The organism is Acidisphaera sp. S103 (assembly GCF_009765975.1).
Lineage (GTDB): Bacteria > Pseudomonadota > Alphaproteobacteria > Acetobacterales > Acetobacteraceae > Rhodopila.
In genome coordinates this window covers 133,061-148,751 of sequence record NZ_LMUJ01000034.1, presented here as the reverse complement: position 1 = coordinate 148,751, position 15,691 = coordinate 133,061, and the positions used below count along the sequence as shown (strand labels likewise).

At 69.1% G+C, this 15,691-nt stretch carries 2 protein-coding genes (1 of these 2 only partly in view); both read left to right on the top strand.

Annotation, left to right across the window (positions count from 1 at the left end):
• A partial coding sequence (locus GSQ89_RS08350; protein ID WP_158923919.1) for a type I polyketide synthase occupies nucleotides 1-4,381 on the top strand: 4,381 nt, incomplete at its 5' end.
• Nucleotides 4,378-15,691 carry the beginning of a non-ribosomal peptide synthetase/type I polyketide synthase gene (locus tag GSQ89_RS08345; RefSeq protein WP_158923917.1) on the top strand. 12,401 nt of this gene lie beyond the right edge of the window, so 11,314 of the gene's 23,715 nt are visible here — the first part of the coding sequence; it begins with the start codon at nucleotides 4,378-4,380; its stop codon lies beyond the right edge, outside the window. The genes GSQ89_RS08350 and GSQ89_RS08345, both read left to right, overlap by 4 nt.

Here is a 15,691-nt window from a genome sequence, read left to right as displayed (position 1 = left end):
CGGCGCCGACCGGCCGTCGCGCTTCTGGTCACTGCTACAGGCGGGCATCATCGCGGCCGGGCCGTTGCCGCCCGAACGCGGCTCCCCCGCCATGCCGGTCATCGGTTGCTTCCTGCCGGACGTCGCCGGTTTCGACCATGGCTTCTTTCAGCTTTCACCGCGCGAGGCCGAGGCGCTGGACCCGCAGGCGCGCCTGCTGTTGGAGGTAGCGTGGGAGGCGCTGGAAGATGCAGGCCAGGACACCCCGGGCCTCGCCGGCCGGGAAGTCGGTGTGTTCGTCGGCATCAGCAATGCCGACTACGCGCTGGCGCAGTTCCATAGCGGTGTCGCGGACCGCATCGGTCCCTATTCATATACCGGCTCCGCGCCTTCACTCACCGCGGGACGTATAGCGCATGCGTTCGACTTTCAGGGACCGGCGCTCGCCGTCGATACCGCGTGTTCGTCTTCGCTGCTCGCGGTGCATCTGGCGGCTGAGAGTCTTCGAACCGGTGACTGCACCATGGCGCTGGCGGGCGGCGTCAACCTGATCCTGGCATCTCCGGGTTACGCCAGCCTGGGCCAGCTTGGTGCGCTTTCGCCCAGCGGCGCGTGCCGCCCCTTCGATGATGCGGCGGATGGCTATGTGCGCGGTGAGGGCTGCGGTGTCGTGGTGCTGAAGCCGTTAGCCGCGGCGCAGGCCGATGGCGATCCCATCCTGGCGGTCGTGGCGGCGTCCGCAGCCAACCATGACGGGCGTGGCAGCGGGCTGACGGTGCCCAGTGGCCGCGCGCAGGCGCAGGTGATTCAGCGGGCGCTGAGGCGGGCGGGCGCTGACCCCGCGACCATCGACTATCTGGAGGCGCATGGCACCGGCACGCCGTTGGGCGATCCGATCGAGGTGCGTGCGTTGGACGCGGTGTTCTCGCCGCGTTCGGCGGAGGCGGGGAAGCTGCCGATCGGCTCCGTCAAGGGCATTATCGGCCATCTGGAAAGCGCCGCCGGCATTGCCGGCCTGATCAAGGCCGCGCTGGTGCTGCGTTCCGGCACTATCCCGCCCAGCCCGCATTTGGCGACGCCGAACCGGCACCTCGATTGGGAGACGCTTGCCGTCCGCGTGCCGCATGGCGGTGAGACGCTGCCGCGGCGTGATACCCCACGTCGCGCCGGGGTCAGCGCCTTCGGTTTCGCCGGCACCAATGTGCATGTGGTGCTGGAGGAGGCGCCTGCCGTCGCGGCCTGCAGCGCGCTGGCCCCGCCCGAAGGACAGGCTGGGCTGATGCCTTTGTCTGCGGCCAGTCCGGCCGCGTTGCGGGCACTGGCGCAGCGCTGGCAGGCCTATGCGTTGGCAAATCCCACGGTTTCGCCGCACGTGATCGCGGCGACGACGGCGTTGCGGCGCAGCCACCTGGGCCATCGTGCCGCGTTGCGCTTCGCGAATGGCGAGCAACTGGTGCGGCAATTGAGGGCTCTGGCCACCGGTGAGCCGGCGGAAGGCCTGGCGATGGGACGGCGGAGACCGGATCGGTTGCCGGCTCTTGGCTTCGTTTACACTGGGCAGGGCGCGCAATGGGCCGGGATGGGCGCCGCGTTGATTCGACGGGAGCCGGTTTTCCGTGCCGCCATCGAGGCGTGCGACGCGCTGATAGAGCCGCTGGCTGGTTGGTCGGTGGCAGCACTGTTGCAACAGCCGGACAGTTCGGTGGAGATCGCCCGCACCGATCGGGCGCAGGCGGCAATCTTTGCGGTGCAGTACGGTTTGACCGAGCTGTTGGCCCATTGGGGCGTCGTCGCCAATTGCGTGGTCGGCCATAGCTGCGGCGAGGTTGCCGCGCTGCATGCCGCCGGGATGCTCAGTTTGGCGCAGGCCTGTCGCGTGGTCACCGAACGCGGCCGGCTGATGCAGATGGCGGCCGGCCGGGGCGCGATGCTGGCGGTTGCCGGCTCGCCCACCGATGTCGCGCCGTTACTGTCCGACCAGGTGGAGATCGCGGCCGTCAACAGCCCGCTCGGCCTGGTGCTGGCAGCACCGGCCATCGAAGTGGCGGCGCTGACTCGGGCGCTCGAAGTTCGTTCGATCTCCTGGCAGCGCCTGCCCGTCGATTTCGCCTTTCACAGCCGGCAGATGGCGCCGGCCGCGGTGGCATTGGCGGGTGGGTTGGCCGACCTTTCCGTCGCCGCGGCGCGGCTACCGTTCTATTCGACCGTCCTGGGCCGCCGGGCTGATGCGGCGGACATCGACCAAGCGTATTGGCAGGGCAATGTACGCGGGACGGTGCGGTTTGCCGATGCGGTGGCCGCGATGCGCCGGGATGAGACCACTCATTTCCTGGAGATTGGGCCGCATCCGGCGTTGCAACGGTCCCTGGCGGAGTGCCTGGAGGGCACCGATGGGGCGGCTCCGCCGATCACCACGCTGCGCCGTGGCCAGGGGCAGGACGCACTGACCCAGACGCTGGCGGTGTTGTATGCGGAGGGGTTCGACCTGCGCTGGGATCGGCTGTGTGCGCCGCCGCCTGTGTTGGCAGATGTGCCGCGGTATCCCTGGCAGCGAACCCGCTTTTGGCAGCCCGGTTTCGATCCTTGGTCGGACTTGCCCACGTCCTCGGCCGCAACGGTGGAGACGCGTCCGGAGCCCGGCCTGTATGACGTTCGTTGGCACGAGATAGCCGCGCCACAATCTGGTTCGGGGACGTCACACCGCCTGCTGGTGCTGGCCGACCCGACAGACGTGGTTGCCGCCGATATCGCCCGCGGGCTTAGCGCGACGTTGGACACCGGTTCCGGCGGCCTGGCGGCGTGCCTCGCGGGTGCCTTGCCGCCAACCGACGTCCTGATGATGCCGGGTGGGCCGATGGGGGACGCGGACCCGCCGACTGTCCAGCGAGCCGGGCTGCGCTTTGTCCTGACGGCGCTGAATGCGGCTGTCGCGAAACCGCCGCGGTTCTGGCTGGTCACGCGGGGCGGCCAGGCTCCTACGGACACGGCCGGTGAGCAACTCGGCGCCGACATGCTGTGGGCATTGCTGCGCAGCGCCGCGACCGAATATCCGGAACTGGGCTGCCGGCGGATCGACCTGTCCTCGCATCCTGGCGCGGAAGAGATCGCGTTGCTGAACCGGGTACTGGCCGCGCCCGGCTTGTCCGCGCCTGATTTGGCTATCCGCCGTTCGGACGTGGCGACGACGCTGTATGCGGCCCAGCTTGATCGGTCCTCACGCGCGCCGGCGGCGCGAGCGCTGCGGGTGACCCGCGATGGCACCTATCTGGTGACGGGTGGTTGCGGCAGTTTGGGGCTGCTGTTCGCCCGCTTCCTGCTGGCGCATGGCGCACGCAACCTTATCCTGCTGGGCCGCGGTGGAGAAAGCCCGGCGGCGCGTGCCGCGCTGGCGTCGCTGACGGCGGGCGGGGCCAGGGTGTTGATCCGGCGGGCCGATGTTACCGATGAAGCGGCGTTGCGCGGCGTGCTGGCCGAGATCGATCGCGACATGCCGCCGCTTGCGGGCGTGGTGCATGCGGCGGGCGTGCTGGAGGACGGCATGCTGGCCGGCCTCGATTCAGCCGACCCGCTGGGCGGCGCATTTGATCGGGTGCTGGCGCCGAAACTCGATGGGGGCTGGGTCCTGCACCGCGTCACGGTCGACCGTGCGCTGGACTTCATGTGGCTGCTGTCATCCGCCAGCCTGCTGCTGGGCTCGCCGGGGCAGGGGGCTTACGCCGCGGCGAATGGCTTCCTGGACGCGCTGGCCCGCTATCGCAGCGGACTGGGGATGCCGACGCTGAGCCTGCGGCTGGGGGTGGTGGCGGGGTCCACCATGTCCCGGCGCGCAGTGGCGGCCGGACGCGACGTTGCCGCGGACGGCGTGTTTCCACTGACCGAGGCCGAGGTGGCCGCGGCGATCCCGGAACTTTGGGAGAGCGGTCAGCCGGCGGCGACGCTGATGGCGTTTCGCGCTGAAGATTGGCTGAGGGGGATGCCGAACGAGATGGCTCGGGCCTGGTTCGCGCCGCTGCTGCCGAATCAGGCGGGGGCTGCCGCGGTCGCCGCGAGTCAGGTGGTGTCGGCGGCGCCATGGGGTTTCGGGCAGAGGGCGGTGACTGCGCTGCGTGGTGAATTGACCACCATTGTCGCGGGGGTAACCGGCCTCAACCCAGCGGACATCGCCGACGACCGGCCGCTGCGTGAACTCGGCGTCGATTCGCTGATGACATTGAAAATCCGCGGCGAGATCGTGCGGCGAACCGGTTGTGAGGTGCGGATTACCGCATTTTGGGCGCATCCCACGATCGGCACGTTCGCGCGCCATCTGGCCGGCGAACTGGGCGTGCTGGCGGCGGCGGAACCTGCGCCGGTGGCGCCCGAGCGGGCCGAGCCGGCGGATAAATGGGAGAAATATCTGTGACGCCGCCGCCGTATGACAACGGCAAGGGGGACGCACCAGACTCCATGCCCCGGGAGGTGGCCTCTGCCGAACCGGTGGCGGTTGTGGGCATGGCGTGCCGCTTCCCGGGTGCCGATGATCCGGCGGCGTTCTGGCGGCTGCTGGCGGACGGACGTGACACCAGCCGAGAGGCTCCGGCTGATCGCTTCCCCGGCATGGCGACCCGGCCGCGTGGGCACTTCCTGGATCAGGTGCCGTATGGCGTCGATGGGCAGTTGTTCCGTTTGCCACCGGAGGAGATCCGCAGCCTGGACCCGCAGCAGCGGCTGTTGCTGGAACTGGCGTGGGAGGCGTTTGAGGACGCCGGGATGCCGTACGCGGCGGTCTCGGGGTCCCGTACCGGCGTGTTCGTCGGCATCGAGAAGGCGGATTATGCCCGGGCTGGGCTGTATTCCGACGATCCAGGGCGGATCACGCCTTATACCGCGACCGGCATCGCGCTGAGCGCGGCGGCCGGGCGGTTGGGCTATGTGTTCGATCTGCAGGGGCCGTGCGTGTCGCTCGATGCGGCGTGTGCGTCGTCGCTGGTGGCGCTGGATCAGGCGTGTTGGAGCCTGCGGCGTGGGGCCTGCGATGCGGCGCTGGTGGGTGCGGTCAGCCTGATGCTGGCGGCCGAACCGTTCCTGGCCCTGTCCCGCCTGGGTGCGCTGTCGCCGGACGGGCGCTGCAAGACGTTTGCCGCTGACGCGAACGGCTATGCGCGGGGCGAGGGCGGCGCGGTGCTGGTGCTGAAGACGCTGGCGGCGGCGCAGGCGCAGGGTGATCGCATCCATGGCCTGGTGCTGGGCAGCGCGGTGCGGCATGGCGGGCGGGGCAATGGGCTGACGGCGCCGAACCAGCACTCCCAGGTGGCGGTGATCCGTGATGCGCTGGCGTCTGCTCGGGTCGCGCCGCACGAGGTCGACTACGTCGAGGCGCACGGCACCGGGACGCCGCTGGGCGATCCGATCGAGATGGCGGCGCTGGAGACGGTGTTCGCCGCGGGTCGGCGGAAGCCGCTGACGGTGGCCTCGGTCAAGACGAATATCGGCCATCTGGAGACTGCCGCTGGCATGGCGGGCGTGCTGAAGGTGCTGTTGAGCTTGCGGCACGGGATGGTGCCGCCGCATCTGCATTTCTCCGAACCCAGCCCGCATGTGCCGTGGTCGTCGCTGCCGGTTCGGGTGCCGGTGGCCTCTGTGGCGTGGGCGGGGGATCGGGGGCATCGGCGGGTTGCTGGGGTCAGTGCGTTCGGATTTACCGGGACGGTGGCGCATGTGGTGCTGGCGGAGCCTCCGCTGCCGGCCGGGGTGGAGACGGGTGCGTTGGCGGATCGGCCGTTGCATGTGGTGACGGTGTCGGGCCGGACCGAGGCGGCTCTCGCGGCGAACGTGGCGGCGCTGGCGGCGGCGGTGACGCCGGATATGCCGATCGGCGACCTGGCGTGGTCGGCCAATACGGGCCGGGGGGCGTTCGAATACCGAGCGGCGGCTGTGGTTGGGGATGGTGCGGAGTTGGTGCGGGCGTTGGGTTCGGACCTGCATCGCGGGGCGATCAAAGGTTCGGATATTGGCGATCGCATTGGCTTCGCGTTTACCGGCCAGGGTTCGCAGTACCGTGGCATGGGGCGGGGGTTGTATGACAGTGCGCCGGCGTTCCGGTCGGTGCTCGACCGGTGCGATGTGCTGCTGCGGGATGAGTTGGACGTCCGGTTGCTGGACCTGCTGTATGGGGCGGCGGGCGATCCGGACACGCTGGACGATACCGCGAATGCGCAGCCGGCGCTGTTCGCGTTGGGTGTGGCGCTGGCCGCGTTGTGGCGGTCCTGTGGTATCGAGCCGGCCCTGGTGTTGGGGCACAGCGTCGGGGAACTGGTGGCCGCGCATGTCGCCGGGGTGTTCTCGCTGGAGGAGGGGCTGCGGCTGATCGCCGCGCGCGGGCGATTGGTGCGGCGGTATGCTGAACCGGGTGGCATGGCGGTGGCTTTCGCCGGCTGGGACCGGATCGTGCCGGTGCTGCGGGATATTGGCATCGATCCGCGGCAGGATGTGGTGCCGGCGGCGTTCAATGCCCCGGGCGTGACGTCTCTGACCGGTGGCCACGGTGCGCTGAGACGAGCGACGGCGGCGTTGGAGGCAGCGGGTGTCGGCACGCGGGTGTTGGCGGTGTCGCACGCGTTTCACTCGCCGTTGCTGAACCCGGTGCTGCCGCATTTCCGGCGGGTCGCAGAATCGATCCGTTATGCGGTGCCGTCGGTGCCGATCGTGTCGGGGGTGACCGGCGACCTGGCCGATCCGCGGGTGATCGCCAATGCCGATTATTGGTGCCGGCATTTGCTGGAGCCGGTCCGGTTTGCCGACATGGTCGGTGCGGTCGCATCGTCCGGCATCGATAGCGTGGTGGAGCTGGGGCCGGCTGCGGTGCTGAGTGGCTTGGCTCGGCAGTGCGGGGCGGCGGAGACGGTCTGGCTGCCGTCGCTGGCGGGGGCGGGACAGGATTGGCCGGCGTTTCTGGGGTCTCTGGCGCGGCTGCATGTGCGCGGGGCGGCGGTGGATTGGCGCGGGCTGGACCGCGGCCGGTCGCGGCGGCGTGTCGACCTGCCGCTCTACCAGTTCCAACGACGGTTTGATTCGTTGGAGCAGCCGGCCGGCCGGCCGGCGGTGTCTGCGGCTGCAGATTCGGTGCCGACCGCGACTGGTGTGGCGGCGGGGTTTGCGGCGACCGAACGTCTCGGCCGAGTGCTGCTTCGAGGTGCGCTGACACGGCTGGGGTTGTTCGACGCGCTTGGCAATGGGCCAACGGTGGCGGCGTTGCAGGGGCGTCTCGGTGTGGTGCCCGCCTATGGCCGGCTGTTCGCGTATTTGGTCGACATCCTGGCGCGTGACGGTGCGCTAGTCGTGACTGGCGACCGGGTGATGCTGGGTGCGGTGGAGGCGGCGCCGGTGGATGCCGATGCGGTTGTCGCAGAGCATCCCGGTATGGCCAGCATGGTGCGGCTGCTGGTTGCTTGTCTGAATGACTATCCGGCGGTGCTGTGCGGGACTCGCAATCCGATCGAGGTGCTGTTCCCGGGTGGCCGGATGGACCTGGTGGAGAGCGTCTACCAGAGCGGCGGCATTGCCGATTACTTCAATCGAGGTGTGGCCCAGGCGGTGCTGGCGGCGACGCAGCATGCGAGCGGCCGGCCGGTTCGGCTGCTGGAGATCGGGGCCGGGACAGGCGGCACGACGCAGTCGGTGCTACCGGTGTTGGCGGCGGCGGGGATCGAGCTGCACTACGACTACACCGATGTTTCGGCGGCCTTTGTGCGGCAAGCCGCGGCTCGGTTTGAGAGCCGGTATCCGTTCCTGCGCTTTGCCACGCTGGATATCGAGCGTGAGGCGGCGGCGCAGGGTTTCGCCGCCGGCGAGCATGATGTGGTGATCGCCGCCAATGTGCTGCATGCCACGCGGTCGATCGCCGATACCCTGGCTGCTGCTGCCGGATTGCTGCGGCCGGGTGGCTCGCTGGTGCTGAACGAGGTGACGCAGCCGCACGAATTCATCGGCATGACCTTTGGGCTGACGCCGGGCTGGTGGGCGTACGCCGACACGGCGCTGCGGCAGCCGCACTCGCCGGTGCTGAGCCTGGACGGGTGGCGCCGGACCCTGGCCGCTGCCGGCATGGGTTCGGTCGAGGCCCTGGGACTGGAGGGAGACGACATGGACAATCCGCTCCAGGCGGTGATCGTGGCGCGCCGGGATGATGCCCCTGCTGCGGCGAGCGGTGTGGGGGATGTGCGCGATCGGTTGGCCGCGTTGGTTGAGCGCATCTCGGGCATCGCCATCGGGCCGCATGACGACCAGACGAACCTGTTCGAACTGGGTCTGGATTCGCTGTTGCTGATGCAGATCAAGCAAGGGATCCAGGGCGACTTCGGCGTCGAGGTCGATATGGGGCAGTTCTACGAGCAACTGTCCACCCCCGTTCGGTTGGCGAGCTTTATCGCGGGACGTTGGGCGCCGGCGGTTGTTCCGGCGGCGGCTCCGGTTGTGATGGCAGTGCCTGTGGTGCCTGTCGCTTCGGCACCGGTCGCGCCCGCGGTGACTGTGCCGCCGCCTGTCGCCGTTCCGGCGTCCAGCGGCATCACGCATCTGCTGGAACAGCAACTGGAGGTGATGAAGCAGCAGATCGCGCTGCTGGCCGGCCATACGGCACCGGTTGTTCCGGCCCCGGTGGCCGCGCCGGCACCGGTTGTTGCCGCGCCGGTGCCGCGTGCCCCTGCGCCGGCGCCGCGGATGGCAGCGGTGCCTACGACGCCTGTTGCACTACCGAAGGCCGCGCTGTCTGCTCGGCAAACCGCGTTCCTGGATGCGCTGATCGGTCGCTATACCGAACGCACCGCTCGGTCGAAGGCGTATGCCGAACGGGCCCGGCCGGTGTTGGGCGACTGGATCGCAACGATCGGCTTCCGGCCGGAACTGAAGGAGATGGTCTATCCGATCGTCTCCGTCGGGTCGGAAGGCAGCCATATCCGCGATCTGGACGGCAACGAGTATGTCGATCTGGCGATGGGCTTCGGGGTCGGCTTCTTTGGCCATCGACCTCCGTTTGTGATGGAGGCCGTGCGCGAACGGTTGGATCGCGGGTTCGAACTGGCGACGCAGTCCGATCTGGCGGAGGACACCGCCAGGCTGGTCCACGAACTGACCGGCTGCGAGCGGGTGGTGTTCAGCAACACCGGCACCGAGGCGGTGATGACCGCGTTTCGGCTGGCGCGCACCGTCACCGGCCGCCGGCGGGTGGTGCATTTCAAGAGCGCGTTCCACGGTTTCTACGACGGCGTCATGGCGTACGGTTCGCCAGCCGGCGCGATGCCGATGGTGCCGGGCATCGTGCAGAGCCAGGTCGACGATGTGCTGGTGCTGGAATACGGCAGCGAGGCCGCGCTGCGCACCATCGCCGCGGAGGCCGACACGCTGGCCGGCGTGATGGTCGAGCCGGTGCAGAGCCGCAATCCCGATCTGCAGCCGCGCGAATTCCTGCACGCGCTGCGCCAGTTGACCGAGGCACACGGCATCGCACTGATTTTTGACGAGCTGGTGACGGGGTTCCGCATCCATCCCGGCGGCGCGCAGGCGCATTTCGGCATCACCGCCGACATCGTGACCTATGGCAAGATGATCGGCGGCGGCATGCCGGTCAGCATCATCGCCGGCAAGTCTCGGTTCATCGACGCGATCGATGGCGGGGCATGGCGGTACGGCGATGCCTCTCGGCCGAATGCGACGATGACGTTTTTTGGCGGCACGTTCTGCCGTCATCCGTTGTCGATGGCGGCGACGCATGCCTGCCTGCGTTACATGCGGGACCAGGGGCCGGCGTTGCAGGACGGGATGAACCGGCGCACCGCGGCCCTGGCCGAACGGCTGAATGCGGTGTTCCGGCAGGATGGGGTGCCGTTCCGCGTGGCGTGGTTCGCCTCGCAGTTCCAGGTGCGGCACGCGGTGGCAGGCGGCGAGACGTTCCAGTCGTTCGAGTTGGCGGTGTTCTTCTTCCTACTGATGGAAAAAGGCATCTACACGTGGGAGCGTCGGGTCTGCTTCCTGTCGATCGCTCATACCCAGACGGATTTTGACCGCATCGTCTCGGCCGTGGCGGACAGCGTGCGGGAGATGCGGCAGGCGGGGTTCTTTGGCGATCTGCCGCCTGATGGGGGCCGGCAGGACGGGCCGCGGCTGGATACATGGGTCGAACCGAGCCGATCCGAGGTCTCGGCCGAAGGCACTGGCCTGATGACCTGTCATGCTGTCGAGCTGACGCCGGGTCAGCGCGACCTCGCGTTTCGTGCGGCGCAGGGGGCGGCGGCGTCGACCGCTTTTGCCGAACCCCTGGTGCTGGACCTCAGCGGTCCGCTCGATATCTCGGCTTTGCAGCGGGCGCTGGATATTGTCGTTTCACGCCACGATGCGCTGCGGATTCGCCGCGTGGGTGAGCGGGTGGCGAAGATCGCGCCGGCTCTGCGTGTGCCCATCTCGGAGCAGGAGGCGGGTTCGTTGCCGGCTGCTCTGGCGGATAACGACGCGGCCGGCTGGCTGGCGGCGATCTGCCGGGAGGCGTTCGACCTGGAGGCCGGGCCATTGCTGCGGGCGCATCTGCTGACGCTGGGGCCGGAGCGTGCCCGCTTCGTCATGGTGCTGCACCACATTGTTGCTGATGGCTGGTCGATCGGCGTGGTGCTGCAGGAGCTGGCGCGCTGCTATACCGCCCTGGCCGAGGGGGCGGAGCCACCGGCGTTGCCGGCGTCCGTGCCGCTGGGGGAGTACAACGCCTGGTATACGCGCAGGTTGGCGGAGCGGCGTGACCAGGCGGCTTCGTTCTGGCGCGGCCGACTGGCCGATGTCACGCCGCTGACTCTGCCCACGGACATTGCGCGGCCGCCGCGCAGCCGGGGGATCGGGCGCCGGCTGCGCCGGACGTTGGATGCAGCGGACGTCGCGGTGTTGACCTCATTCTGCCGCGGCCAACGGTGCTCAAGCTTCATGGTGCTGCTTGCGGCGTGGCAGGCTCTACTGTCCCGGCTGAGCGGGCAGCGGCAGGTCGTGCTCGGCATCGCCGGGGCCGGGCAGGCGGCGATGGGGGTGGAACGGCTGGTCGGGCAGTGCGCGTCGATCCTGCCGCTGGCGGTTCAAGTGGTGCCCGGCGCCAGTTTCGCCGCGTTGTTGGATGGGTTGAAGGCTGATTTGCTGGCGGTTTGGGACCACCAGGACCTGCGGCCCGAGGACGTTGCCGACGACTTGACATTGCCGCCGATACGCGCCGCGTTCAACCAGGACCGCGATCCGGGCGGCTGGCAGTTCGGCGGGGTTGAGGCCCAGTTGGTGGCCGCGCCGATCGGGTTCGTCAAATACGACCTGTTCCTGAACGCGATCGAGACTGGATCGGTGTTGATACTGGACCTGGACTACGACGAGGGTCTGTTCGAGGCGGATACGATAGCGGCATGGCTGGAAGGCTATGTGACGCTGCTGCGGGCCGCGCTGGCGGCGCCGGATGTGCCGGTCGCGTCGCTGCCGCTGGTCGAAGCGCGGGCTCGCCTGCCGGTCGATGTTGGCGCCGCGCCGGCTGGCGTGCTGGCGCGCATCGCCTCGCACGCGGCCGTCGCGCCGGAGCGGACCGCGCTGGTGCGCGACGGCATGGTGATGAGCTATGGCGAGTTGCGGGATCGGCTGGCGCAGGGGCGCGGTGTCCCGGTGGCGCGCCAGTGGATCGCGGCGTTCGCCCGTATCGACGACGAAGGTGTTGGTGGGCTGTCGCCTGCCGCGTTCGCCAGCCATGTCGAGACCTGGATCGAAGCCGCGGGGATCACGGCCGGCGACGTGGTGCATGTGTCCGACGCGGCGATGGCGGTGGTGGGCCTGGATACCTGGGCGGCGCCGCTGGTCGCGGGGGCGACCGTTACGGCGGGCAATGGCGGGCCGGTGCCGACCGTGGCGGTGATCGCGGCGTGGGAGGGGTTGACGCCGGGCGGTGCGCCTCGTCTGCTGTTGGCTGGTGGGGCGACGCTGCTGGAGCGGACGGCGAGCCGGATTGGCAGGTTGCAAGCGGGCCGCGATGTTTTTCTGCTGATGCAGCCGGTTGGCCTGCCGGTCGCGCTGGGCGTGCAGCGGCTGGACATGGAACCGGAGGGTTGGCGGCGTGTCGGCCTGCGGCAGGTCTCGCCCGCGCTCGACGCCCGGATACTGGATATGGGCGGTAACCAGGCGGTCCCTGGTGCCGTCGGCACGCTGTACCTGAGCACGCAAGGAACCGGGGTCAGGGCGCGTCTTCGTGCCGATGGAGCATTGGAATTGCTTGCGCCTGCGGAGTCAGCGGATCTTGCCGTGATCGAGGCGGTGCTGTTGGCGCATCCGTCGGTGCGGCGGGTCGCGGTCGAGTGGCACGGGCAGGCGGTACGGGCTCGCGTCGCGGTGGCCGACACGCTGATGGATGCCGCGATGCTACGGCGCTTCCTGCTGCGCTATCTGCCTGCCACCAGCCTGCCGGCCACGTTCGCCGTGGCGTTCGAACTACCCGAACCGGATACGGCGAGCTGGGGCAGCGGTGTTGCGTCCGCTGATGCTGGCCATGAGGGCTCGGCCGACGTCACCGCGCTGTTTCGAACCGTGCTGCGCTGTACCGGTGTCGGTCCTGACGACGATTTCTTCGACTTTGGCGGCGACTCGCTGGCGGCGGTTCGGTTGGTCAATCGGCTGCGTGATGATCTGGGTGTCGAACTGCCGCTGCGGGCGGTGTTCGAGGCGCCCACGCCGGCTCGCCTTGCCGCTCGTCTGTCGGCTGATGCGCGGCAGCCGGTGGCGTTGGCGGTTGGACCGCGGCCGGCGGTGCTGCCGCTGTCCGCCGCACAGCAAAGGCTTTGGTTTCTGGAACAACTCGGCCAGGGCGGCGACGCCTATGTCATGACCGTGGCGCTGCGGATCGACGGGGCGCTGGACCCGGCTGCCCTGGAAGCCGCGTTAAACGACGTCCTGGCGCGGCATGAAAGCCTGCGCACGCGCTTTCCGCTGTACGGCGACGAGCCCTACCAGGACATCCTGCCTGTTGACGCGGTGCGGCTCGACCTGCCTGTGGTGAATGCCGACGAGGCCGAGCCGGAGCGTTTCGATCTGGCGACCGACCTGCCGCTAAGGGCCACGCTGTGCCGGCTGGCGCCCGGTGTGCACCGGCTACGGCTGCGCATTCATCACATCGCCGGCGACGCGTGGTCGCTGTTGCCATTCGCCCGTGATCTGAGATTGGCTTACACGGCCCGTCTTGCCGGTCAGCCGCCGGTGTTCGCGCCGCTGCCGCTGCAGTACGGTGATTTCGCGCTGTGGCAGCGTGACCAGGCATTGACCGAGGCGGAAGCGTTCTGGCGCGATGCCCTGGCCGGCCTGCCGGCGGCGATCGACCTGCCATACGATCGGCCGCGGTCCGAGGGCTTGGTCCGGCGGCCGGCGGGCCAGGTGGAATTCGCGCTGCCGCCCGCCCTGGTTGCGCGCCTGCGTGACCTGGCGCACGAGATGAACGCCAGCTTGTTCATGGTACTGCAGGCTGGGCTGGCGACTCTGCTGCTGCGCCATGGCGCCGGTGAGGACATCCCGCTTGGCGTTCCCGTCGCCAACCGGACGCGCGGCGCGTTGGAGGGGCTGATCGGCTGCTTCGTCAACACGCTGGTGCTACGGTGCCGGCTGGACGGAAGGCCGACATTCCGTACGTTGCTGGCACGCCTGCGCGACGTCACCCTTGCGGCCCTCGCGCACCAGGACCTGCCGTTCGAGCGCCTGGTGGCGATGCTGCGGCCTGACCGTGGCAGCAGCGGGACGCCGCTGTTTCAGGTCATGCTGATGCTGGACCAGGCGCAGGAGCAGGGGGTGACGCTGCCTGGCCTTGTCACGCGGGTCATCGCCGAACCGCCGGTTGAGGCTAAGTTCGACCTGACCTTCGGACTGACCGAGACAGCAGATGGCGCGTTGACCGGTCAGTTGGAATATGACGCGGCGCGGTTCTTGCCGGAGACGGTAGCTCGGCTGGCGGCGCATTTCATTGCGGTGCTGGACGCTGCGACCTTCGCGCCAGACGTTCCGGTCCAGCGCCTCGACTTCCTGAGCCAGGCGGATCGGACGGCGCTGCTGGCGGTGTCCGCTGGACCGGTTTTGCCGATGCCGGATACGACGCTGACGGCGTTGCTAGGGGCGCAGGCGGCGCGGACGCCGGATGCGGTCGCGGTGGTGGCGGCGGACGGAAGCACGCTGTCCTATGCGGCGTTGCATGACGCGGCGGAACAGGTTGCTCGCGTCTTGGCGGGGCGGGGTGTTGGCCCGGGGGATCTGGTCGCTGTTGCCTGTCCGCGCTCGCCGGAGATGGTCATTGGTATTCTGGCCGTTTTGAAGGCGGGGGCGGCCTATCTGCCGCTCGATCCGGTGTACCCGCCGGCGCGGCTGGCTTTCATCCTCGGCGACGCTCGGCCCGTGTTGCTGCTGACCGTTGGTGGTGTCGCGGATCGGCTGCCGCCGTACGACAGTTTGCTGCTGGACGCGCCGCTCGATGGCATGGCCGGGCAGGTGCCGCGTCCGGCCACGCCCGGTTCTCCGGCCTATGTGATTTATACCTCGGGTTCGACCGGCCAGCCGAAAGGGGCGGTGCTACCGCATCGCGCGGTGGTCAACTACCTGACCTGGGCGAAGGCGGCGTATCGCACCGATGGTGGGTTCGGTGCGCCGGTCAACACCTCGATCGGCTTCGATGCGACCGTTACCAGCCTGTTCTTGCCCCTGATTTCGGGCAGTGCGGTGCATTTGGTGGCCGAAACGGATGAGATCGAGGCGTTGGCCGACAGCCTGGCGCGGCGGGGCGATTTCAGCCTGGTGAAGCTGACCCCGGCGCATCTCGATATCCTGCAGCAGTTGGTGCCGGCCGAGGCGTTGGCTGGGCAGGCCAGAGTGCTGGTGATCGGGGGCGAGCAACTGCCCGCGGCGACGGTGCGCGCCTGGCGGCGGCATGCGCCGGCGACGCGGCTGATCAACGAGTACGGGCCGACCGAGGCCACGGTTGGCTGCGTGGTGCATGAGGTGACCCCGGATACCGCCGACGACGGTGCCGTGCCGATCGGCCGCCCGATCGCCAATACAAGCATCCTGCTGTTGGACGCCGACCGGCAGTTGGTGCCGCATGGTGCGGTTGGTGAGATTTACATTGCTGGTGCGGGGGTGGCTGACGGCTACCTTAACAGGCCGGTGCTGACAGCGGAACGATTCTTGCCCGATCCGTTCGGGCCGCCAGATTCTCGGATGTACCGGTCCGGTGATCTGGCCCGCCGGCGGGCGAATGGCACGCTGGTGTATCTCGGTCGCGCCGATACGCAGATCAAGTTGCGTGGGTACCGGATCGAGCCGGGCGAGGTGGAGGCGGCATTGCTGGCCCTGCCTGGTGTGGCGCAGGCGGCGGTGGTGCTGCGGCGCGATGCCGCGGGTGACGCCGAACTGGTCGGGTGCCTGGTGGCGCAGGCCGGTGTTGTTCCGCCGGCGGCGCTGGTGTTGCGTCAGACGCTGCTGAGCGTCTTGCCGTCCCCGCTGGTGCCGGCGGCGTTCGTGTGGATGGACCGGCTGCCGTTGTCGCCGAACGGCAAGGTCGATCGCCGGACGCTGCTGGCCGGTCTGGCGGTGGTGCCGGTTGTGGAGACCGATGATGCGCCGGAAGGGACGGCTGAGGCTGCGCTGTGTGAGGCGTTCGCCAGGCTGCTTAATCGGCCGTCGGTCGGGGTGGACGAGAATT